This is a genomic window from Dickeya parazeae Ech586, from assembly GCF_000025065.1.
Taxonomy (GTDB): domain Bacteria; phylum Pseudomonadota; class Gammaproteobacteria; order Enterobacterales; family Enterobacteriaceae; genus Dickeya; species Dickeya zeae.
This window is the reverse complement of record NC_013592.1, coordinates 4,424,139-4,446,782: the sequence shown is the minus strand read 5'-3', so window position 1 is coordinate 4,446,782 and position 22,644 is coordinate 4,424,139. Positions and strand designations below refer to the sequence as shown.

20 protein-coding genes and 4 tRNA genes are annotated in these 22,644 nt (G+C 55.1%); 21 read left to right on the top strand and 3 right to left on the bottom strand.

Annotated features, from left to right (window positions below; all coding sequences use genetic code 11):
* Positions 1 to 88: 88 nt before the first annotated feature.
* The 13 genes from wecB to DD586_RS19345 all read left to right on the top strand — a co-directional run bounded on the left by wecB (position 89) and on the right by DD586_RS19345 (position 11,072).
* Positions 89 to 1,219 carry a non-hydrolyzing UDP-N-acetylglucosamine 2-epimerase gene (wecB, locus tag DD586_RS19405; protein ID WP_012886498.1) on the top strand — a complete coding sequence of 377 codons (1,131 nt, stop codon included), beginning with the start codon at positions 89 to 91 and terminating at the stop codon, positions 1,217 to 1,219.
* The gene (gene wecC, locus DD586_RS19400) at positions 1,216 to 2,475 is read left to right on the top strand and encodes a UDP-N-acetyl-D-mannosamine dehydrogenase (RefSeq protein WP_012886497.1); all 1,260 of its coding nucleotides are present in this window, start codon (positions 1,216 to 1,218) and stop codon (positions 2,473 to 2,475) included. Before wecB ends, wecC begins: the two co-directional genes overlap by 4 nt.
* Before the next feature lie 47 nt (positions 2,476 to 2,522).
* Positions 2,523 to 3,227 (top strand): dTDP-4-amino-4,6-dideoxy-D-galactose acyltransferase, encoded by a 705-nt coding sequence (gene rffC, locus DD586_RS19395; RefSeq protein WP_012886496.1) that lies wholly within the window; start codon positions 2,523 to 2,525, stop codon positions 3,225 to 3,227.
* 34 nt (positions 3,228 to 3,261) lie between these two features.
* Complete coding sequence (rffA, locus tag DD586_RS19390) at positions 3,262 to 4,392, top strand: dTDP-4-amino-4,6-dideoxygalactose transaminase (RefSeq protein ID WP_012886495.1); 1,131 nt, start codon at positions 3,262 to 3,264, stop codon at positions 4,390 to 4,392.
* Entirely contained in the window at positions 4,392 to 5,642 is a 1,251-nt protein-coding gene (wzxE, locus tag DD586_RS19385) for a lipid III flippase WzxE (RefSeq protein ID WP_012886494.1), read from the top strand. Before rffA ends, wzxE begins: the two co-directional genes overlap by 1 nt.
* Positions 5,639 to 6,724, top strand: a complete 1,086-nt coding sequence (locus DD586_RS19380; protein WP_012886493.1) for a TDP-N-acetylfucosamine:lipid II N-acetylfucosaminyltransferase — start codon at positions 5,639 to 5,641, stop codon at positions 6,722 to 6,724. Before wzxE ends, DD586_RS19380 begins: the two co-directional genes overlap by 4 nt.
* Complete coding sequence (gene wzyE / locus DD586_RS19375; RefSeq protein WP_012886492.1) at positions 6,717 to 8,060, top strand: ECA oligosaccharide polymerase; 1,344 nt, start codon at positions 6,717 to 6,719, stop codon at positions 8,058 to 8,060. Before DD586_RS19380 ends, wzyE begins: the two co-directional genes overlap by 8 nt.
* Positions 8,053 to 8,787 (top strand): lipopolysaccharide N-acetylmannosaminouronosyltransferase, encoded by a 735-nt coding sequence (gene wecG / locus DD586_RS19370; RefSeq protein ID WP_012886491.1) that lies wholly within the window; start codon positions 8,053 to 8,055, stop codon positions 8,785 to 8,787. Before wzyE ends, wecG begins: the two co-directional genes overlap by 8 nt.
* A gap of 289 nt (positions 8,788 to 9,076) precedes the next feature.
* Entirely contained in the window at positions 9,077 to 10,471 is a 1,395-nt protein-coding gene (gene thrP / locus DD586_RS19365; protein WP_012886490.1) for a bifunctional threonine/serine APC transporter ThrP, read from the top strand.
* Positions 10,472 to 10,618: 147 nt separating this feature from the next.
* Positions 10,619 to 10,695: transfer RNA gene (locus DD586_RS19360), tRNA-Arg, on the top strand.
* An 82-nt stretch (positions 10,696 to 10,777) separates the two neighbouring features.
* Positions 10,778 to 10,853, top strand: a tRNA-His gene (locus DD586_RS19355).
* A gap of 19 nt (positions 10,854 to 10,872) precedes the next feature.
* Positions 10,873 to 10,958 (top strand) — tRNA-Leu (locus DD586_RS19350).
* 37 nt (positions 10,959 to 10,995) lie between these two features.
* Positions 10,996 to 11,072 (top strand) — tRNA-Pro (locus DD586_RS19345).
* A 99-nt stretch (positions 11,073 to 11,171) separates the two neighbouring features.
* On the opposite strand, the gene DD586_RS19340 is transcribed toward DD586_RS19345, so the two are convergent.
* Positions 11,172 to 11,981 (bottom strand): amino acid ABC transporter substrate-binding protein, encoded by an 810-nt coding sequence (locus DD586_RS19340; protein ID WP_012886489.1) that lies wholly within the window; start codon positions 11,979 to 11,981, stop codon positions 11,172 to 11,174.
* 298 nt (positions 11,982 to 12,279) lie between these two features.
* On the opposite strand from DD586_RS19340, the gene DD586_RS19335 reads away from it, so the two are divergent.
* The 8 genes from DD586_RS19335 to DD586_RS19300 all read left to right on the top strand — a co-directional run bounded on the left by DD586_RS19335 (position 12,280) and on the right by DD586_RS19300 (position 19,547).
* Entirely contained in the window at positions 12,280 to 13,353 is a 1,074-nt protein-coding gene (locus tag DD586_RS19335; protein WP_012886488.1) for an iron-containing alcohol dehydrogenase family protein, read from the top strand.
* A gap of 78 nt (positions 13,354 to 13,431) precedes the next feature.
* Entirely contained in the window at positions 13,432 to 13,770 is a 339-nt protein-coding gene (locus DD586_RS19330) for a nuclear transport factor 2 family protein (RefSeq protein WP_012886487.1), read from the top strand.
* 341 nt (positions 13,771 to 14,111) lie between these two features.
* Positions 14,112 to 15,476 carry an adenylosuccinate lyase gene (purB, locus tag DD586_RS19325; protein WP_012886486.1) on the top strand — a complete coding sequence of 455 codons (1,365 nt, stop codon included), beginning with the start codon at positions 14,112 to 14,114 and terminating at the stop codon, positions 15,474 to 15,476.
* A gap of 11 nt (positions 15,477 to 15,487) precedes the next feature.
* Entirely contained in the window at positions 15,488 to 16,012 is a 525-nt protein-coding gene (locus DD586_RS19320; protein WP_012886485.1) for a GNAT family N-acetyltransferase, read from the top strand.
* Positions 16,013 to 16,025: 13 nt separating this feature from the next.
* On the top strand, positions 16,026 to 16,805 hold the full coding sequence (locus tag DD586_RS19315) for an amino acid ABC transporter substrate-binding protein (protein ID WP_012886484.1): 780 nt from the start codon (positions 16,026 to 16,028) through the stop codon (positions 16,803 to 16,805).
* 72 nt (positions 16,806 to 16,877) lie between these two features.
* On the top strand, positions 16,878 to 17,549 hold the full coding sequence (locus tag DD586_RS19310) for an amino acid ABC transporter permease (protein WP_019845855.1): 672 nt from the start codon (positions 16,878 to 16,880) through the stop codon (positions 17,547 to 17,549).
* Between the two features lie 9 nt (positions 17,550 to 17,558).
* Positions 17,559 to 18,320 (top strand): amino acid ABC transporter ATP-binding protein, encoded by a 762-nt coding sequence (locus tag DD586_RS19305; protein WP_012886482.1) that lies wholly within the window; start codon positions 17,559 to 17,561, stop codon positions 18,318 to 18,320.
* A 66-nt stretch (positions 18,321 to 18,386) separates the two neighbouring features.
* Positions 18,387 to 19,547 (top strand): M20 peptidase aminoacylase family protein, encoded by a 1,161-nt coding sequence (locus DD586_RS19300; protein WP_012886481.1) that lies wholly within the window; start codon positions 18,387 to 18,389, stop codon positions 19,545 to 19,547.
* Positions 19,548 to 20,256: 709 nt separating this feature from the next.
* Here the strand turns inward: DD586_RS19300 and hemY are convergent.
* Entirely contained in the window at positions 20,257 to 21,453 is a 1,197-nt protein-coding gene (gene hemY, locus DD586_RS19290; RefSeq protein ID WP_012886480.1) for a protoheme IX biogenesis protein HemY, read from the bottom strand.
* A gap of 2 nt (positions 21,454 to 21,455) precedes the next feature.
* Positions 21,456 to 22,583, bottom strand: a complete 1,128-nt coding sequence (gene hemX / locus DD586_RS19285; protein ID WP_012886479.1) for a uroporphyrinogen-III C-methyltransferase — start codon at positions 22,581 to 22,583, stop codon at positions 21,456 to 21,458.
* Positions 22,584 to 22,644: the final 61 nt, after the last annotated feature.

The window sequence follows — 22,644 nt, the reverse complement described above, 5'->3', positions numbered from 1 at the left end:
TAAGTGCGTTGATAGCAAGGTGGGTCGGTCACCCCTGTTTTACCGTGTCGGCAAACCGTAACTCAGGCCGGAATAAAGAGAATCATCAGTGAAAGTTTTGACGGTCTTTGGCACTCGCCCTGAAGCGATAAAGATGGCGCCGATAATACGGGCGATGGCTCAGGATGCCTTCTTTGAGTCCCGCGTCTGTGTGACGGCGCAGCATCGCGACATGCTTGATCAGGTACTGCGTCTGTTTGAGATTACGCCAGACTATGATCTCAATATTATGCAGCCGGATCAGGGGCTGGTGGAGATTTCCTCTCGCATCCTCGCCGGGCTAGGGCCGGTATTGACCCAGCTTCAGCCCGACATGATGCTGGTGCACGGTGATACCACCACAACGCTGATGGCCAGTCTGGCGGGGTTTTATCACCGTATCCCGGTCGCGCATGTCGAGGCCGGACTGCGTACCGGCACATTGGCTTCTCCGTGGCCTGAAGAGGCAAATCGCCTGCTGACGGGCAGTCTGGCGACCTACCACTTTGCGCCGACGGCTAACGCACGGCAGAACCTGCGACGCGAACACGTGCCGTCTTCACGCATCTGGGTGACAGGGAACTCTGTGATTGACGCATTATTCTGGGTACGGGATCGCATCCTCCATGATGCGGCGTTGTGTACTCAGTTGCAGGAGAAGTACGCTTTTCTTACGCCGGAGCGAAAAATAGTGCTGGTCACCAGCCATCGGCGAGAGAGCTTTGGTGAGGGGATGGAGCGGATTTGCCATGCGCTGGCGACGCTTGCCCACCATCATTCGGATATTCAGATTGTGTATCCGGTGCACCGTAACCCACATGTGCGGGAGCCGGTCCAGCGGATTCTTGGCGATATCGACAATGTGCATCTGATAACGCCGCAAGACTATTTGCCCTTCGTCTATTTGATGCACCGCGCCTGGCTGATCCTGACCGATTCGGGCGGGATTCAGGAAGAAGCGCCCTCGCTCGGAAAGCCGGTACTGGTAATGCGGGAAACCACGGAGAGACCGGAAGCGTTGGCGGCGGGTACGGTACGGCTGGTGGGAACCGATACCGCGACGATTGTTCGTGAAGTTTCCCGACTGCTGACGGATGCCTCTGCGTATCAGGCGATGAGCTATGCCCATAACCCTTACGGCGATGGGTTAGCCAGCCAGCGGATTCTTTCTATTTTGAAACAACACCGGGTGACTGCATGAGTTTTAACCGTATCTGTGTGCTGGGGCTGGGATACATCGGCCTGCCGACTGCCGCTGTGTTGGCGGCGCGGCAACAGTCTGTTTTTGGCGTGGATGTGAACCCGCACGTGGTGGAGACGGTCAGGCAAGGCCATACTCATATTGCGGAGCCGGGGCTGGCGCAGACGTTGCAACAGGCGGTAGCGCAAGGATATCTACAGGTTGGCAGTCGTCCGGTATCGGCGCAGGCGTTTATCATTGCGGTGCCGACACCGCTAACGGACCATCAGCCAGATGTGTCGCTGGTGCAAGCCGCTGCGTTATCGTTGGCGCCGGTATTGAAGCCGGGGGATGTGGTGATTCTGGAATCCACCTCGCCGGTCGGCACCACAGAGCAGATGGCGGCGTGGCTAGCGCAGGCGCGTCCGGACCTGAGCTTTCCCCAACAGGCCGGTGTTGCGTCGGATATCCGTATTGCTTATTGCCCTGAGCGGGTATTACCCGGTCGCATTATGGAAGAGTTGCTCAGCCACGAGCGGGTGATTGGTGGTATGACGCCGCGTTGCTCGGCACGGGCCAGCGAGCTGTATCGCCTTTTCCTTGAGGGGGAATGTGTGATGACGGACTCCCGTACCGCAGAGATGTGCAAACTGACGGAAAACAGCTTTCGGGATGTAAATATTGCCTTTGCCAATGAGTTATCGCGGATTTGTGCTGAGCAGCAGATCAATGTCTGGGAGCTGATCCGACTGGCCAACCGTCACCCGCGGGTCACTATTTTGCAGCCGGGGCCGGGCGTCGGCGGCCACTGTATCGCGGTTGACCCTTGGTTTATCGTGGCGCAGCACCCACAGCTGGCTCGCCTGATTCGTACCGCGCGTGAAGTGAATGACGACAAACCGCGTTGGGTGGTGGATCAGGTCAAAATCAGGGTGGCGGATGCGCTGGTTCAGGGAGGGAAATCGGCCCGAGATCTGTGCATCGCCTGTCTGGGGCTGGCGTTTAAGCCGGATGTGGAGGACCTTCGCGAGAGCCCCGCACTGGCGATTGCGGAGCAGATTGCACAATGGCATGTCGGTCCAACCTGGGTGGTCGAGCCTTATATCCGGCAGTTACCGCCGGGTTTACAGGGAAAAGCGGCGCTGGTGGATAGCGATCGCGCGCTAAAGGAAGCGGATATGCTGGTGTTACTGGTTGATCACCGGCAGTTCAGGGCGATTGCCCCTGAGCAGGTAGCGCAACGTTGGGTGGTGGACACCAAAGGCGTCTGGCGGTAAAGCGGCGTTGGTGGCCTCTGTTGATTCTGCGTTAACCGGAGTGGCCTATGCCTGTTTGTGCTGAAATTGAACCGCTGGTTTGGGAAAGTGAGTTTTTCCAACGTATCTGCGGGCGCTTAAGTTTCACCGACATTGCATCGCCGTTAGCGCCCGCTGATCTCGATCGCTATGAGCTATGCCAGGCGAAACTGGCAGCAGGTGATTTGGCGACGGCTGATGCCTTGTCAGAACTGGGATTTCGGCTGGCGGAAGGCGAGGTGGATTTCAGTATGCCAGTCGTCCCTGCCGCCCGTGCGGTGTTTGCCGTGGGGGTGCGCGATGCTGACGTCGGCGATATCCCGGCGTTGCGGGCGGCGGCGGCGAAAAGTTTTGTGCTGAGCCGGTTCCGATCGCCGTGGTATCGACCGGATGATTGCGGGCGGTTTTACGCCCGTTGGGTGGAGAAGGCGGTCTATGGCACCTTTGATGATGCTTGTCTGGTCTTGGGGCCTCAGGGCGGATCGTTACAGGGATTTGTGACGTTACGCCAGACATCACCGAACGCGGCGCGTATCGGCGTGTTATCCGCCTGGCCGGGGATGACTGGCCAGGGGATTGGTCAGCGGTTGATGCAGGTCGCGCGGGTCTGGTGCCAGCAGCGCGGCATTCGCCGGTTGACGGTGGCGACCCAAACCAGCAATCTGGCGGCATTACGGCTCTATCTGCGCAGCGGCGCTCGGGTGGAGAGCACCGCTTACTGGTTTTATCGATGAAGGTTCTGCTGATGACGGCCCCGCGGGTGATGAGATGATCCCTTTTAACGCCCCCCCGGTAGTGGGATCGGAACTGGAGTATATGCAGGCGGCGATGCGCAGCGGCAAGCTCAGTGGCGACGGCGCGTTTACCCACCGTTGTCAGCAGTGGCTGGAAGACTACTCCGGTAGTGACAAGGTTCTGTTGACGCCTTCTTGTACCGCGTCGCTGGAAATGGCGGCGTTATTGCTGAATATCCAGCCCGGCGATGAAGTCATCATGCCGAGCTATACCTTCGTTTCCACCGCCAATGCGTTTGTGTTGCGCGGCGCGACCATTGTGTTTGTCGATATCCGACCGGATACCCTCAATCTGGATGAAAACGGCCTTGAAGCGGCGATCACAGCGAAGACTCGCGCTATCGTTGTGGTGCATTACGCGGGGGTCGGTTGCGACATGAACGCTATCATGGCACTGGCGCAGCGGTATGGATTGTTTGTGGTAGAGGATGCCGCGCAGGGGATGATGTCGCGTTATCAGGACCGGCCGCTGGGGTCCATCGGCCATATCGGTTGCTTTAGTTTTCATGAAACCAAGAATTACACCGCTGGTGGTGAAGGCGGGGCGACGCTGATTAATGATCCTGAACTGTCGGCACGTGCCGAGATCATCCGTGAGAAAGGCACCAACCGCAGCCAATTCTTTCGTGGTCAGGCGGATAAGTACACCTGGCGCGATATCGGCTCCAGCTATCTGATGGCGGAGATTCAGGCGGCGTACCTGTGGGGGCAGTTGGAGGCAGCACAGCGCATCCATGAGCGGCGTGTGTTGTTATGGCAACGCTATGCCCATGCGTTCGCGCCGCTGGCGGTATCCGGTCGTGTGACATTGCCGGTGATCCCGCCAGAGTGCCGCCACAATGGCCACCTGTTTTTCCTGCGCCTGCGGGATGAAGCGGAGCGTTCGGCGTTTATCAGTTATATGAAAGCTGCTGATATCCTGGCGGTATTCCATTACATTCCGTTGCACTCCAGCCCGGCAGGGCGTCAGTTTGGCCGCTTTGTCGGTGACGATCGGCATACGACGCGGGAAAGCGAACGGCTGGTGCGTTTGCCGCTGTTCTACAACTTGTCTGATGCTGATCAGCACATTGTTATCCATGCCGCGCTGAGTTTCTTTTCCTGATGTCACTGGCACGAGCATCGCTGTGGACGGCGGCTTCCACGCTGGTCAAAATCGGCACAGGGCTGGTGATTATCAAACTGCTGGCGGTGGCATTTGGCCCGGAAGGTGTCGGGCTTGCCGGTAACTACCGGCAGTTGATTACCGTGCTGGGGGTGATAGCGGGCGCGGGGATTGTCAACGGCGTTACCCGTGCGGTGGCTGCCGCGCCGCCTGAGCGTGACCGCTCCAGCCCGCTGCTGGGAACGGCGGTATCGCTGTCGATGGGGTTCTCATTGTTGCTGGCGTTGTCGCTGTGGTTGCTGTCTGCGCCATTATCGCGCCTGCTGTTTGGTGATGACGCCTACCAGCCGGTCATTCGTGCACTGGCTTGTCTGCAACTGGGGATCGCGCTGGCCAGCCTGCTACTGGCGATACTGAAAGGGTATCAGGATGCGCAAGGCAATGCGCTGGTTGTGATAGCGGGTAGCCTGCTGGGCGTGGTCGCCTACGGTATAAGTTTCTGGCTGGGGGCCTATGCCGGGGCGTTGGTCGGGCTGGCGTTGGTACCGGCATTAGCCTGTTTACCCGCGTTGCTGCTGCTATTTCGGCGCACGCCATTACGTTTGCGGGCACTTACTCCATGCTGGTCGTGGCCGCTGGCTGGTCAGTTAACCCGGTTTAGCTTAATGACGTTGATAACCGCGGTGACGATGCCGGTAGGCTATGTGATGATGCGAAACCTGCTGGCCGCCCATTACACCTGGCAGGAGGTCGGGCTATGGCAGGGGATGACGACCATTTCCGATGCCTGGCTGCAGTTTATTACCGCGTCTTTTAGCGTTTATCTGCTGCCGACGCTGGTGCGTTTGCAGGATAAACATGCCGTCCAGCATGAGATTCTTCGTACCTTGCGATTTGTGCTGCCGGTTGCGGCGCTCGTGGCGGTGGTTATCTGGCTGATGCGTGATGTGGCGATTCACATCCTGTTCTCCGGGGCGTTTTCGACCATGCGTAGCCTGTTTGCATGGCAACTGGCGGGCGATGTTTTGAAAGTGGGTGCTTACGTCTTTGGGTATCTGGTGGTGGCCAGAGCGTCGCTGCGGTTTTATGTGCTGGCTGAACTTAGTCAGTTTTTGTTGTTGACCGGATTTGCCCGCTGGCTGATTCCATTGCACGGCGCACTGGGAGCGGCACAGGCGTATCTGGCAACTTATGCGTTCTATTTTTTGTTGTGTTGCGGCGTTTTCATGCGGTATTGCAGGCGAGCATGACCACACTTATTCATGTTCTGGGGGCGGATATTCCCCACCATAACCACACGGTGCTACGTTTCTTTAATGATACGCTCGCGCCGTCGTTGCCGTTGTATCAGACCCGGCGATTTATGGTGGTGTCGGCGAAGGCGTTCTCTGAGTCTGATTACCCCATGTTGCATGTCACTCGGTTTTCCAGCCAGAAAGCGCTGGCGCGAGCGGTGGTAGCGCAGGCGCGGGCAGATAGCTCCGTCCGTTTCTTTTTTCACGGCCAGTTTAACCCTTGGGTGTGGCTGGCGTTGCTGTTCGGCGCTATCCGCCCAGTGCAAGCCTACTGGCATATCTGGGGAGCGGATGTGTATGAAGAGGCTCAAGGCTGGCGTTATCGCTGGTTTTACCGCCTGCGGCGGCTGGCGCAACGGCGGGTCGCTCGGGTGTTCGCCACGCGCGGTGATAGCGACTATTTCCGGCAGCGTTATCCGGCGGTGCCGACATCGCTACTCTATTTCCCCACCCGGATGGGTCAACAGGTTATGGGGTCGAATGAGAAAATGCCGGGTACGCCGCTGACCATTCTGGTCGGTAATTCTGGTGATCGCAGTAACCGTCATCTGGCGGCGCTTGATGCTATTCATCGTCAGTTTGGCTCGCAGGTGCGAGTGATAGTACCGATGGGGTATCCGGCCGGAAATCATCGCTGGATTGAGCAGGTCGAACAGCATGGGGTGGCGCTGTTCGGTGCCGACCGTTGCCGGGTGCTGCGTGAATCAATGGCGTTTGATGAGTATCTGGCGCTACTGAAAACCTGCAGTCTGGGCTACTTTCTGTTTCATCGTCAGCAGGGGATCGGCACCCTGTGTTTGCTCATCCAACTGGGGGTGCCGTTCGTTATCAGCCGCCATAATCCATTTCGGCAGGATTTAGCCGAGCAGCGCCTGCCGGTATTGCTGGATGATGAACCACTGAGCGAGGCCCGCGTGCGCGAGGCGCGCGAACAGCTAAAACGGGTGGATACCCGCCAGATTGCATTCTTCAGCCCTGGCTATGAACAAGGGTGGCGACAGGCGCTGGCGTTAGCCGCGGGGGACAGCCATGACTGAGTGGGCGTTTTTCGGGTTGTGGCTGGTCTGGCTGGGAGGCGGCGGCATGGTGCTCTGGCTCTGTGGGCGAGAGTTCCGCCGTTGGCGCTTTAACTTCAATGTGTTGTTTTCACTGCTGTACTTACTGACGTTCTATTTTGGCTTTCCGTTGACGGCCGTGCTGGCGTTTCGCTTCGGTGTGGAAACGGCGTCACCGCTGAATTTATTGCAGGCGCAACTGTCCGCTACAGCGTTTTATGCCATTTATTATGTCAGTTATAAAACCCGGCTGTGGCCTGCCTCACCGGTATCTCGTCCTCTGGCGTTAACCATGACACGTCTGGAGGTGGAGCTGACCGGTGGGCTGCTGGCGCTGGTCGCGTTATCGACCGCCGCGGTGTTCTTTGCCAACAATGGCCTGCTGCTGTTCAAGCTCAGTTCGTATAGCCAGATTTTCTCGCACGATGTTATCGGCGTCGCCCTGAAACGCTTCTTCTATTTTTTTATTCCCGCCATGCTGATGTGGTATTTCCTGCACCAGACCCGACGCGCCTGGCTGATTTTTCTGCTGGCGACGGTGGCATTTGGCGGGTTGACCTACCTGCTGGTGGGGGGAACCCGCGCCAATATCATTATTGCCTTCGCCCTGTTTTTGTTTATCGGCCTGCAACGTGGCTGGATTACGCTGTGGATGCTGATAGCCGCAGGCGGTAGCGGGATAGTGGCGATGTTTTGGCTGGCACTGAAACGCTACGGACTGGATGTGCACGGTGACGAGGCGTTTTACACCTTCTTATATCTGACGCGTGACACCTTCTCACCCTGGGAAAATCTGGCCACATTGTGGCAGCACCTCGACGAGATTACCTTGCAGGGGCTGGCACCCATCGTGCGGGATTTTTATGTTTTTATTCCCACCTGGTTGTGGGCGGAGCGACCGGCACTGGTGTTAAACAGTGCCAACTATTTCACCTGGGAAGTGCTGAATTACCATGCCGGTCTGGCGATATCACCGACGCTGCTCGGCTCATTATTGATCATGGGAGGGCCGCTGCTGATCCCGCCAGGTGCTGTCGCCATCGGGCTGCTCATCAAGGGATTTGACCGTCTTTACCATTACGGCAGACAGGCCGAAAATCGCTATCTGTCCGCCGTATCGCAGGCATTTTGTTTTGGTGCAGTGTTTAATCTGATTGTGCTGGTGCGTGAGGGGGTTGATGCGTTTGTCTCGCGGTTGGTGTTTTTCTGCCTGATTTTCGCGGCCTGTTTATTCGTTGCTAAGTTGCTGTATTGGCTGCTGCTGCGTGCCGGTGTGGTGGTGAATCGCCCCAGTTTTGAGGAGAAGTGGAATGAATGATGTGCCGCAATACGTTATTCGCGGCATCCCGGTGCATGGGTTTCGGGATAAGGCGCAGTGTGTCTCGATACTGTTTGCGGGTGGTTCGCCGCAGGCAGGCACGCTGATTGCCATCAATGCCGAGAAGGTACTGGCGGCGGATCGTGAGGCGGCATTGCGTGAACTGATGTTGCAGGAAGGGCATTGTAACTATGCTGATGGTATCAGCGTGGTGCGTTCTATTCGCCGCAAGTATCCGGGGGCGCAGGTGGAACGTATCGCTGGTGCCGATCTCTGGGAGGCGCTGATGCAGCGTGCCGGGGAGTTGGGAACGCCGGTGTTTTTGCTGGGAGGGAAGCCGTCGGTGCTGGCTGCAACCGAGCGCAAGTTGCGCGAGCAGTGGCAGGTTAACATTGTGGGTACGCAGGATGGCTATTTTGCGCCACAGCAGCGACAGGCAGTACTGGAGCGAGTGCGTGATAGTGGCGCACAGTTGGTGACCGTAGCGCTAGGTTCTCCTCGCCAGGAATTACTGATACGCGATTGCCGCCGGTTATACCCCACGGCCCTCTATATGGGCGTCGGCGGCACTTATGATGTGTTTACCGGTCTGGTCAAACGCGCCCCGTTGGTGTGGCAACGCCATGGGGTGGAGTGGTTGTATCGTTTATTGACGCAGCCCAGCCGCTTTCGCCGTCAGCTCAAGCTGTTGCGCTATCTGGCCTGGCATATCAGCGGTAGACTGTAGACGCGGCTTGTCGCGGTATCAGTCTGGCGTTTTCTGTGAGTCATCCCACTTTTTTCCCAGCTTTATCGTTGCGATCAAGGTCTGGCCGCGCTGTTTATTTCATCATGTCTGGGTACAGGAAAGGTAGGAATCCGGTTTGCATTGCGGTATCTTCTCGGCCGTTTTTCCGGTCGGGAGGCTGTCATGCCTTGCCGGGAGCGTGTCGGTATCCCCTTTAAAGCATGACGGGTATAAAACAATAACGCTTTTGATACCGGCGTAAAAAGGATCTATTGAAGACAGAGGTTATATGGCAAATACAGAAAAACAGGACAAGCTCCACCGTGGGCTGGAAGCGCGACATATCGAGCTTATCGCGCTGGGTGGTACCATCGGTGTGGGATTGTTCATGGGGGCGGCAAGCGCCCTGAAATGGGCTGGGCCGTCCGTGCTGTTGGCCTATATCGTGGCGGGCGTGTTTGTATTCTTCATCATGCGCTCGATGGGCGAGATGTTGTTTCTGGAACCGGTAACCGGTTCGTTTGCGGTTTATGCGCATAATTACCTGAGTCCGTTTTTCGGCTATCTCACGGCCTGGGGATACTGGTTTATGTGGATGGCGGTGGGGATTTCAGAAATTACTGCCATCGGCGTCTACGTGCAGTACTGGTTCCCGACGTTACCGCAGTGGATACCCGCGATCGGCGCAGTGGCGCTGGTGGCAGCCGCGAATCTGGCGGCGGTGCGGCTGTATGGTGAGCTCGAGTTCTGGTTCTCGATGATCAAGATAACCACCATTGTGGTGATGATTGTGGTGGGTGTCGGGATTATTTTCTTTGGGATCGGCAACCACGGCCAGTCTATCGGATTGACTAATTTGACCGAACACGGCGGCTTCCTGGCTGGCGGCTGGAAAGGCGTGCTGTTTGCGCTCTGTCTGGTGGTGGCGTCCTATCAGGGGGTCGAACTGGTCGGGATTACCGCTGGTGAAGCGCGTAACCCGCAGGTGACGCTGAAACGGGCTATCAATAACATCCTGTGGCGTATCCTGATTTTCTATGTCGGTGCCATTTTCGTGATCGTCACGATTTTCCCGTGGAATGAAATCGGCACGTCCGGTAGCCCGTTTGTGCTGACCTTCGCCAAAATCGGCATTACCGCTGCAGCGGGAATTATCAACTTTGTGGTGCTGACCGCGGCGTTGTCTGGTTGCAACAGCGGTATGTATAGCTGTGGGCGTATGCTGTATTCGCTGTCTAACAACCGTCAGCTACCGGCGGCGTTAGGGCGGGTAACCGCAGGCGGTGTGCCTGCTGTTGGGGTGCTGGTGTCGATTCTGTGTCTGGTGGCAGGGTCTGCGCTGAATTACATTATCCCTAACCCGGAAAAAGTGTTCGTGTATGTCTATAGCGCCAGCGTACTGCCGGGTATGATCCCTTGGTTTGTGGTGCTGATTAGCCAGTTGCGTTTCCGTCAGCAGCATCAGGCGGCGATCGCTGGTCACCCGTTTAAGTCTATTTTGTTCCCGTGGGTGAATTACCTGACGATGGCATTCCTTCTCTGTGTGCTGGTTGGGATGTACGTTAACGAAGACACGCGAATGTCGCTGGTGGTCGGCGGTATTTTCCTGGCGGCGGTCAGTGTGCTGTACGTTGTGTTGGGGCTGGGTAAAAAACAGCCGCAAATGCAGGCACAAGAGGAGTAATCGCAGCGAGCTGCGGGTGGTGACGGTGGATTGAACCGGGTTTTGACCGTAAATGAGCAAAGCATAAGCAAACGCATCATTTCTGTGAAAAAAGCACTGGACAGCCCCCTATTAAATCCGTACTATCCCCACCCGCAACGGCGCTACGCGCCCGTAGCTCAGCTGGATAGAGCGCTGCCCTCCGGAGGCAGAGGTCTCAGGTTCGAATCCTGTCGGGCGCGCCATTAGATTGGGCGCGGGAGCTGCGGAGGTACTTATTACCCCGTAAATCGAGTACCGGAATACGTAGTAAAGCAGTGGTATATGGTGGCTATAGCTCAGTTGGTAGAGCCCTGGATTGTGATTCCAGTTGTCGTGGGTTCGAGTCCCATTAGCCACCCCAAATTTTAAGTTTGTGACGCGCGAAGGTGGCGGAATTGGTAGACGCGCTAGCTTCAGGTGTTAGTGTCCTTAGGACGTGAGGGTTCAAGTCCCTCTCTTCGCACCACACAAACGAAAATAGCAGTACCGTGTTAGACCATGATCGGCGAGTAGCGCAGCTTGGTAGCGCAACTGGTTTGGGACCAGTGGGTCGGAGGTTCGAATCCTCTCTCGCCGACCATCCTATTCTGAAGAAGCGGCAGTCCAGACGGACTGCCGTTTTTTTTGCTTTTAACACTGAGAATGCTATAAAAACGTCGTGGTCGAGGTGATAAGTCACTTATTCCGCTTTACTGCTTTCCAGCACCTTATCGCTACCGAAATATTTCTCTGCCAGCACTTTTAGCTGACCATTCTGACGCAGTTCCTGCAGCTGTTGGTTAAATTCCGCCAGTAATTTATTGCCTTCCGGTGTCTTGGCAAACGGGAAGGAGACTTGTTCGTTGGAGATGGGGTTACCAACCAGTTTTAACGGCAAGTGACGTTTGTTAATTTCTGCCAGCAGGATAGGGCGTGAGTTGACGTAGCCCTGAACACGGTTATTGATAACATCACTCATCGCACCATCGCGAGTTTCGTAGGTGCGAATGGTGACGTCATTATTGGGGAACGCGTTGCGCAGATTGGTGACATGGGTAGACCCCAGCACGCCAGACACCGTTTTACCTTTAAGGTCGTCCAGAGATTGAATGTCTTTGTTGTTAATGCTGGTGACGATTTGCGATGCATAGTTGAGATACGTGTTGGTGAAGTCGTACTTTTTCTGGCGCTCGGTTGTTTTCACAAAATTATTGGCGACCGTATCCAGTTTTCCTGCTTCCAACTGGCCCATCAATCCGCTGAAATCAGCGGTGGTCCAGGCTATCTGATAACCCAGTTTGTGAGCGATGGTTTCTGCCACTTCCACATCATAACCCACTAACGTGCCGTTCTCTTTATAAGAACCCGGATAACTTTGACCTGTGGTACCTACACGTAGCACGTTGTTCTGTGTCTGTGTACTCGTGTTGTTATCACAGCCGTTCAACATCACGGCTGCAATGGCAGGGAATAGCGCGGCGCTGAGGTAGCGAGTCAGTCGGGTTCTCATTATGAATTCCTGTATGAATATTCCTGGTTTGGATCAGGTCTGATAGCGGTATATGTCGCAACGTACTCATCAACTCTGGGGGGCATGACAGACGAAAAAAGCGGGATAAGGAGTAACAGAGGTGATGAATCGTTGGTTGTGGGGAATACTATATCATTCAAAATAAAGGGAAATTTATACCATCACGTTATATCTTATCATCATTTGAGCGGTTACACCGTGCAGACAACATTTTACTATTATGTCCTGCAAGCTGTGCGTATGGGTTGGTACAGCATAGGGACATCAAGGAATTACTGTGTTTGCCATAAAATCCCCCGGGGTCTATCACCATCAGTCAGGTTTACTGTCACGCATTGGTGAGCTCATTGCGCCGTTTTCGCATCGCATCGCTGTATTAACCAGCCCGCGAGCCTGGGATGCCGTGCGAAGTTCGCTGTCCGAGAGTTTGACGAAGGCCGACGTACAATGTGTTGTGCATCTGTTGGAAGGTGAATGCACGCGCGATGCTATCGCATACCATCGGCATCAAATTGCTCAACAAGGTGTTCATTTTGTGTTGGGGGTTGGTGGTGGCCGAGTAATGGACTGCGCCAAAGCGGTTGCTGATGGGTTGGACAACGGTCAGGTTGCGACGTTGCCGACGATTGCTGCCACCTGCGCTGCCTGGTCTCCTATCAGTATTTTGTATGATGAGCAGGGCAGGCATCAGGGAACACTGGTATTACAGCGTATGCCCCAAATGGTGCTGGTGGACAGCGATGTGATTGCCCGTAGCGATGTGCGCTACCTGAAGGCTGGGATCGTGGATGCTCTTGCCAAATGGTACGAATTTCAACCCTATTTGGCGAAAAATAGCGATAATCTGGCGTTGAACCTTAAAATACAGGCCGCGGCGCTGGCGAAAGACACCTTTGTACAGTGGGGCGAACAGGCTTTGCATGACAATGCAGAGCAGCGTGTCACGCGGGCATTACAAAAGGTGATCGATGCCAATATTGCCTTGGCAGGTCTGGCTAACAGTATGCGTGATGATTCACCATCACCTGGCGTAGCCCACGCGATTCATAATCGCATGACACACGTTCCTGAGCTGCATGGCTGGCTACACGGCGAGAAGGTAGGATTCGGATTACGTGTACAGTCCCTGCTGGCGCGTGGTGACGGCTCGGTTGAACCCGATTTGCTGGCACACTTACAGCGTTATGATGCTCCTGCGCATTTGCCGGTAGCGGAGGCACGCTATGCCGAACTGGCAGAGACGTTGTCTGAAACATTTAAATTCCCCAAAGACAGTGCCGTGTTACTGCCATTTTCGCTCGCACCAGAGGCGATTCGGCACGCGGTGCTTGCGACGCAGTACCGCGTCTGATTTGCTTTTTATACCTGACTGCTGTATTTCTTTATGTGAATTTTTATTCATTAAATTTGCATTTAAATGGAGTTGAGTATGTCAGTTGTCGCACCGGTTGAGAAACAGTTCGCTGCTTATAACGCCCATGATTTGGCGGCTTTTTCTGCTTGTTTCCATGAGCATTTCCAGGCGTATCGTATGCCGTCTGAACATCCCTCTATGGTAGGGAAGGCGGCACTGGAGGCGTTTTATCGCGAGCATCGTTTTAATAATCCCGCGCTGCGTGCTGAGCTGGTCTCTCGTACCGTGCTGGGTAATCAGGTTTTTGATCATGAAAAGATTTACGGCCTCGGTCCTGATGCGCTCGAAAGTATCGCCGTGTTTGAAGTGAACGATGGCTTGATTACGACCGCATGGTTCTATTTTGCGTCGTAGCTGTTTTTGTCGTTGTTTTGGTCACCATCCCCCACACAATCACCCTCCTGGTGTATTTGTGCGGGTGTCATGCCCAGGTTTCAAAACCCATCAATAAAGCGCGCTGAAAAATCGTTATGTCATAACGCGCGCCCGTTCTGCTATCCATTCGCTACCCATCTCGCCGATCTTTTCATTGCGAAGAAAATAATCACCAGAGAAATCATAAAACAATAAAGAATATGTTAGATCGATCACGTATATAGGCGCGAATATCGCCAGTGATATAGTCACAGACAAATAACAGCGTCGTCTCGACCCGCCTCTCTTTCCCCCATTATTACAATGTAAACGAGTGAGTTATGGCATCACATCTGATTGATTTTCTTCTTATTGGAAATAACTTTGGCACACCAGAAATGCGCGCCGTATGGTCAGAGCAAAACCGTCTGACCCGCCAGGTTGACGTGGAAATTGCGTTGGCACTGGCAGAGGGCGAGCTGGGTGTCATTCCGCAGGATGCGGCCGACACCATTGCTGCCCACGCTGACGCCAGCTCCCTGAATATTGAAGAAATAGCCCAGGATGCGGTGCGTATGAAGCACTCCCTGATGCCGACGATCACGGCTATTCAAAAGCAGTGCGGCGAGGCTGGCGAATACATTCATTACGGCGTGACCACACAGGACATCGTGGATACCGCCACCGTGCTGCAATTGCGTCAGGCATTCGACATCGTGGTGCGCGATACCCGTCTGGTGGCGATTGAACTGAAACGGCTGGCGAAGAAACACCAGCATACCTTGATGACCGGCCGTACCCACGGCATGCAGGCCATGCCAACCACTTTCGGCTTTAAGCTGGCGGTATGGCTGGACGAGTTTGTCCGTCACTTGCAGCGCCTGAATGAAATTCGCGATCGGGTACTGGTCGGCAACATTAACGGTGCCATCGGTACCTACGCCTCTTTTGGCGAGTTGGGGCCGGAAATTGAGCGTCATACTCTTGCCCGTCTGGGCCTGAATACCCCCAATATTGGCTGGCAGTCTGCCCGCGACCGTTTCTCGGAATATGCGTCGGTGGCGGTACTGATCAGCGGTACGCTCGGTAAAATCGGCAACGAGCTGTATAACCTGATGCGTACCGAAATCAACGAAATCGAAGAGCCTTTCTCCGAAGGGAAGATCGGTTCTACCACCATGCCGCACAAACGCAATCCGGCGGCGCTGGAAGGGCTGGCCAGCCTGACTGCACCACTGTTTAAGAGTGCGGCGCTGATCCACGAGTCAATGAAAGTGGAACACGAGCGCGATGCCATGAGCTGGCGTGCGGAGTGGATAGCCCTGCCGGAAATCAACATCTACCTGTCGGCGCAGTTGCAAAACGCGCTCGGTATCCTGCGTGGTATGTCGGTGAATGAAAAACAGATGCGTGCCAATCTGGATTTGCAAAACGGCCTGCTGCTCTCGGAAAAGGTGATGTTTGAAATCGGCAAACTGCTCGGTAAACAGACGGCCCATCATCTGGTTTACGAGTGCTCTATGGCGGCATTTGAGCAGAACCGTGAATTTAAAGCGTTACTGCTGGAACACCCGGTACTGTCGCAGCACCTGACGGCCGAGACGATCGATATCTGGCTGGATCCGGCGAATTATGTGGGCAGCGCCCCGCAGAAAGTGGATGAGGTGATCCGGTACGCGGATAACACCGGCTTGCTGGCCGAATGACGGGAGGTGCCATGAGTACCGTATTTCGTCAGGCGACGCTTGCCGATGATGAAGCATTTCTGGCGCTGGCGTTGGCCGCCTATGCACCGGTGCGTGAGCTGGGCATCAAGTTTGACGCCGCCTATGCGGACATCGACATGGTGCGCCGCCATCTGTGCAGCAACGGTGTGTACGTGCTGGAAAAAGACGGTCGTCTGGCGGCATCCGTCACCCTTCGCTATCCGTGGGGGCCAAATCCTGGTCCTTACGGGTTGCCACATATCGGCTGGTTCGCTACCCACCCTGACTTCAAACAGCAAGGACTGGGCAAACAGATGCTGGATTGGCTGGAACAGGCGGTGTTGAAAGATCAGTTAAAGGCGCCTGCCGTGACGCTGGGTACCGCTAAGCAGCACCCTTGGTTGCTGGAAATGTACCGGAAGTATGGCTTTCAGGAAGTCGGCCAGGCGGATTTAGGGAAAGGACACCTCACGATTTATATGCGAAAAGTCCTGGATCAGGACCTTTATCACCACTGGGAAAAGAAACACTCCTAAGAGGCGTTATCCAATGACAATGAAAAAAATTATCCTCCCTGTTTTGGCCTTGTCGGCCGCTATTCTGGTAGCGGGTTGCGATTCTCAGAACAGTAACGAAAAAGTGTTGCGTATCGGTGCCACCGGGCAGAGTTATCCGAGCTCCTTCAAGCAGGACAACAAGCTGGTCGGGTTTGACGTAGAAGTTGCGGAAACCATCGCTAAAGATCTGAACTACAAAGTGGAGTGGGTGACGGCGGATTTCAGCGGCCTGATGGGGCAACTGGAAGCGAATAAGCTGGACACGATCGCTAACGTGGTGGCGATTACCCCGGCTCGTCAGGATAAATACAACTTCTCCACGCCTTATAGCTACTACGGTAGCCAGATTGTCACGCACAAAGACAATACCAACATCAATACACTGGATGACCTGAAAGGGAAAACCGTAGCGGGCGTACTGGGCTCCAATCACGTCAACAACCTGAAAAAAGCCTTTGCCGACGGCAGTGTGACGATTCGCACCTATGAAACCCGCGATGGCGCGATGAGCGATGCGCTGGCCAAGCGTGTTGAGGGTTACATCAACTCCCGTCCGATCCTGCTGGCGGAAATCAACAAGCGTAACCTGCCGTTCAAGATGGTGGGTGAGCCGCTGGTGGTCGAGCAGGTTGGCTTCCCGTTCCATAAAGATCAGAACGGTGACGAACTGCGTAAGAAGTTCGATGACGAACTGACCAAAATGCGCAATGACGGCCGCCTGAAAGCCCTGTCGGTTAAATACTTCGGTGAGGACATCACGGCGGGCAAATAACCTCGCTAGCTCACTCAACTTCTGCGACGCCAGTTCGATTGCGGGCTGGCGTTTGCTGTAATGGTATGGCTCATGAATATCGATCTTTCCTACCTGTTGAAGGTATTTCCCCAGGTACTGATGTACTTGCCCACCACGCTGCTACTGGCGGTGGTGTCGATGCTGGTTGCCATCGTGTTGGGACTGGTGCTGGCACTGGTTCGTGAGAGCCGCTTTGTGGTGGTCTCGAAACTGGTGGAGTTCTATATTTCGCTGTTTCGCGGCATCCCGTCGTTAGTTCAGCTGTTCATTATCTATTTCGGCCTGCCACAGCTGTTTCCATCACTGAATGGTTTATCAGCCATGACGGCGGCCATTATCGGGTTCAGCCTGAAGAACTCCGCGTACATGGCGGAAATTTTCCGGGCGGCGCTGGCGTCGGTGGATTTCGGCCAAACCGAAGCCGGTCTGTCGGTGGGAATGAATAAAGTACAGATTTACCGTCGTATTGTGCTGCCGCAAGCGATGCTCAATGCGCTGCCAGCGACCGGCAACACTTTTATTTCATTGATTAAAGATACCTCGGTAGCCTTTGCGCTCGGTGTGTCTGAGCTGTTTGCCGAAGGCAAGATGATCGCCGCCGAGTCGCTGCGTTTCTTCGAAACCTTCCTGGTGGTGGGGCTGATTTACTGGATGCTCATCGTGGTCTACTCCTGGCTGCAATCTCAGTTGGAGAAAAAGCTCAGCCACTCACGGCAGCGTTAAGGAGCCGATATGATTAGCGTAAAAAACCTGACTAAACGTTTTGGTGACCAGGTGGTACTGGACAATATCAGTCTGGATATCGCCCAGGGCGAAGTGGTCGCGATCATCGGGCCTTCCGGTTCAGGGAAATCCACCCTGCTGCGGTGCCTGAATTTGCTGGAAAAGCCAGAGTCCGGCGTGATTACCATCGGCGAGCAATCGCTGGATACCCGCCGCTATAGCAGCAAGGACGCGTATGCGCTCCGGCGTCAGACGGCGATGGTATTCCAGAACTACAACCTGTTCAAAAACAAGACCGCGCTGGAGAACATCACCGAAGCCTTGATCGTGGTGAAGAAGATACCGAAAAAGCGGGCGGACGAGATAGGGTTGTCACTGCTGGAAATGGTCGGACTGTTGCCGCAGGCGCACCAATACCCAGTGACGCTGTCCGGCGGTCAGCAGCAGCGTGTTAGTATTGCCCGTGCGTTGGCGGTGGACCCGAAAGCGATTCTGTTTGACGAGCCGACTTCGGCGCTTGACCCGGAGCGGGTACACGAAGTGCTACAGGTTATCCAGAAACTGGCAGGGCAGAACACCACTATGGTTATCGTGACCCATGAGATGCAGTTCGCTAAAGACGTGGCGGACCGAGTGATCTTTATGGCTGACGGACACATCGTTGAACAAGGCCCGGCGGAGAAGGTGATCAGTTTCTCCGATAATCCGCAGACCCGTCGCTTCCTGCGGCAACTCACCACGATTCAGGAACCTTCAGAGTTCGACATCTGATCGATAACCTATTCACCTGCGGGCACGCCCCGTGATGACGGGGCAGAAGAAGAGGAGTCACCCGACATGAAAGAACATGCGCAGCATGCGCCGTTGGCGCAGTTTATTCAGGCGTTTCGGCATGAATTGCATCAGCATCCGGAATTGTCCAATCAAGAGTTTGAAACGACGAAAAAAATCCGTGCTGTACTGGAAAAAGAAGGCATTCGCATCCTTGATCTGCCGCTAAAAACCGGTCTGGTAGCGGAAGTGGGTGGCCTGCAAGATGGTCCACTGGTCGTTGTGCGTTCCGATATTGATGCCCTGCCGATTGAAGAAGAGTCCGGTGTTGAGTTCAGCTCAAAAAATGCCGGGGTGATGCACGCCTGTGGACACGATTTTCACTCATCGGCGGCGCTGGGGGCGGCGATCCTGCTCAAGCGTATTGAGCAGGAACTGAAAGGTACTGTGCGCATTCTGTTTCAGGCTGCGGAAGAAACCGGATTGGGCGCGCCGGAAGTCATCGCCGTTGGCGCGCTTGACGGTGCCAGCGCCATTTTTGGCATTCATAACGACCCAACGTTACCGGTCGGCGTGATTGGCGGTAAAGATGGCGCTCTGACTGCCGGGGTAGACCGCTTTGAAATCAAGATTGCCGCCAAAGGTTGCCATGCTGCCAAACCGCATGAAGGTAATGATCCGATCATTATTCTGGGGCAGCTGATTTCCGCGGTGCAGACTATCATCAGTCGTACCGTACCGTCGGACAACAATGCGGTGGTGTCGATTACCCAGGTACACAGCGGCAGCACCTGGAACGTGATTCCTGACACTGCCTATGTGGAAGGCACCGTGCGTACGTTCAGTCAGGCGGCCCGTGACTTGATAGAACAACGTTTCCGTCAGATTGTCGCCGGTATCGCCAGCACCTTCGGTGCCGAAATCGAATTTATCTGGCACGCGGGGCCACCGTCGGTGGTGAATACGCCGCATTGGGTGGATTTCGCGTTGCAAGTGGCGGATGCCGAAGGGTTTGAGGCTCGTCGTGTTGACGCCAGCCCGATCGGTGAGGATTTTGCGTTCTACCAACAGAAACTGCCGGGGACGTTCATGATGGTCGGGTCAGGTGGCCCCTATGCGCTGCACCATCCGAAATTCCGGGTGGATGACCGGGCGCTGTTTCCTACCGCACACTATCTGTATCAGTTGGCGAAGCAGAGTCTGGAACAGTTGTCGCAGACAGCCTGATTCCGTCATTATTCCCGTCTTATCCTTATTGATGACAGCGGCCACGGTTACCGTGGCCGTTTTGTTGTCAGCTTTAAACCACCTCCTCGGGAGGTGGTGATTGTTTTTGTGCTATCCCTGACCGGTATAGGTTGTGGTTTTTTAGCGACAGGGTGGGGGTAGCGGTGTCGCCAATGAGAGACATGTAACCATTTGAATTTTAAAGAGTATAAAAGTTAGTGCCAGTGGTGTCTCCGTTTAACGACAGTTCTGACCCGGAATGCTTGATTTTTCAGCACGTTAATCATTTCGGTGTTTAGTGGTTCATTGTGTTTAATGTCTTATTTATCAATGAGTAATGATTTTTGTTTGGTGGGATTTAAAAAGTTGGCATCATTTATGCTTAATTAGAGGTGTAGATGCTCATTCCACCCTCTATGTTTGCTTCGGCTTCATAAACCTGGGAATGACGCAGAGCCATTTACGGTGCCTGACGTCCAGTTATTGATGAAGTGCTGTTTCATCGCGGTTGGACGTAATGTTGAGTGGGGCACCTTAAAGTTGTCTTTCAGACCTGATTTTTATTGCACGCTTGTCGCTGGTCGGCAAGCGTTTTTTTTCGCCGTTATTTTGCTAAATCAGGCGGTTATCAGAAAAGTGGGGAAGAAAACCGAGTGGAAGAAAAACGAGTGAAGAAAACCGGCGCTGGGTCGCGCCGGTTTGGGGTTTTTTAGGCGTCGTGAGAGGTCTGTAACGTCAGCAGCAGGCCGTCGCGCCGCATACGAGCGGCGTCTTCAGGGCGTTTGAGTCGGTCAAAGGCATCAGCACACCAGGCGTAGTCATAAGCGTCGGGTCGCAGTGCCAGCGCGGCGGAGAAAGCATCGCTGGCTTGTTGCCACTCGCCATGCTTCATCAGCAATTGCCCCAGCGTGCTGTGTAATAGTGCATCGTTATTGTGCTGTTTAAGACGCTGACGCAGCAGTTTCTCCAGCGGCTCCGGTTGACCACTATTGAGCCGGGGGAGTAACTGCACCAGTCGGTAGTCAAACTGCTGCTTCAGCCCGTCAATAATGATGTCTTGTGCGGTCACCGGGTCATCACACACGATCAGGCGTTCAGCCATTGCCACCTGCATCGCCAGTGACTGGCGGGCTTTACGCGGCTGGTTTTTCCACCACTGTTTCAATCCTTCGCTGCCGCCTTCCGACATCGCCTGATCCATCAGACCGATGGTGGCGCGCTGCTGCAATTCATCCAGAGAGGGTTCATCATGCAGCCGGGTTTTACGCATGGCAGGCAGAATATCCAACAAGGCGCTGTAGGCGTGGGTACGCAAAAACGCCTGTTCCGCCAGACGCAACACTTCCGGGTGGCGCGGCGCTACTTCCAGCAGACGATCGACGCCATGACGAGCGGCGTGGTCTTCGTTACGCGTCAATTGAATGCGAACGCGGGTGATATCGACCGGCAACTGGTCGCCGTCAGCGATTTCCGCCGCCCGCTCAAGATACTGGCGGGTACGGAATTCATCGCCGCGTTGCTGGGCGGCTTCTGCCGCCAGCAGGTAATTCACCACCGGTTGCTCGGCGTGATCGGCGTTACGGGTGAGCAGTTTTTCTACCTGCAGATAGTCGCCTTCGGTCAGTTTTAACAATGCAGCTTTAGTTTGCTGGCGCGCCCGAGTGCGTTTTCGTCCGATGAACCAGCCGCGGGTGCGCGCCCCGGTGCGGAATACTCGCCGCAGTAGCCATTCCACCGCCAGAAAAGCCAGCAGAAATAGGACCAGCATAATCACCAACCCGGTGACGCTGGTTTCAATGTTGTAATTGTCGGTTTGGATCAGCACGTAACCCTGATGACCGGCCAGCATGGGCCCGACCACGATGCCTGCCAGCAGCACCACAAATAGCAGCAGTACCTTCAGCATAATCAGCCCTCCTGTGGGGTGGCGGACGGCTGCGCCAGCAGGTTGCGAACCCGGGTTTGCATCAATTTATCCAGCAGCGGCTGGCTTTGCAGTTCGTTCGGCACGTCCATCGCCACCGATTGTTGGCTTAGCGCATCCAACTGGTCGAGAAACGCTTTGGTGGTCGGATCGCTTTCGTCAAAGTAGGCGCGAACCCAGGTCGCTGCGGTTTCGAGCGACTGACGGTAGGTTTCGTTCTGATGGCGCGGCACCGCTTGCGCGGCGATCAACAAGCGAGAACGGATATTTTCACGCAGATAGACGTCCTGATTCGGTGCCAGCAGCGGTTCAGCGCTGTCGTCACGACGGCGGATGGTGATGAAATCCGACAGGAAATTGTGCCAGCTCTTGCTCAGGTTTTGCCGCCATTCACTCACCGAGGCCGACAAGGTAGAGTCGCTTTCTTCCATCGGCGCTTCATCGGTATCGGTATCCGCCAGACGCAGATTATCTACCTGATCGGCCAGTTGATTCACTTTCAGGATGATGCCGTCGAAATCCACCTGACTGACGCCCGCCAACATGCTGATGTCGTGGGTAATGGCGCGCCGTACTTCCAGCAAACTCGGATCGTTCATGTCGGCCAAGCTGGCATCCGCGCTTTTGAGTAAGGCACCGGCGGTGGTGACGTCTTTATCACTCCACAGTTTACGGCCTGCCTGTTTTACCAGGAAATCAGCCTGCGCCAGCAACCAGGTTTTCGAGTCGCTGTTATCGAGCGTCGCCAGTTTTTCCTGCATTTCCCCGGCTTGCCGCGTCAACGTCGCCAGCCGTTGTTCATCGGCACTCAGGGTTTTTGCCTGTTGGTCCAGCGTCTGCTGCCATTGTTGCTGTGCTTGTGATTGTTGTTTTTGCAGTGCAGCGATCTGGCCTTGCAGTTGGGTGAGCGTGGCGTTTTGGCGGGCCATCTGCTGGTGGGCGTAATAATACACACTGCCGCTGAGTGCCAGCGAGACCACGATGGCGATAGCGCCCAACACCAGACCGTGGCGTGGTGCGCGGGACGCCTTCGGCGGCGTTTGCGGCGAGGAGGGTTCAGCCCGTTCGACCACCTCTTCGGAGGGCGTTGAGGAGGTAATGTGTTCCGTCATATGAGTACATCCTATGATCAGGGTAATGGTAAGTGTCCGGGGTATTCTTTCGCCGCGTGAC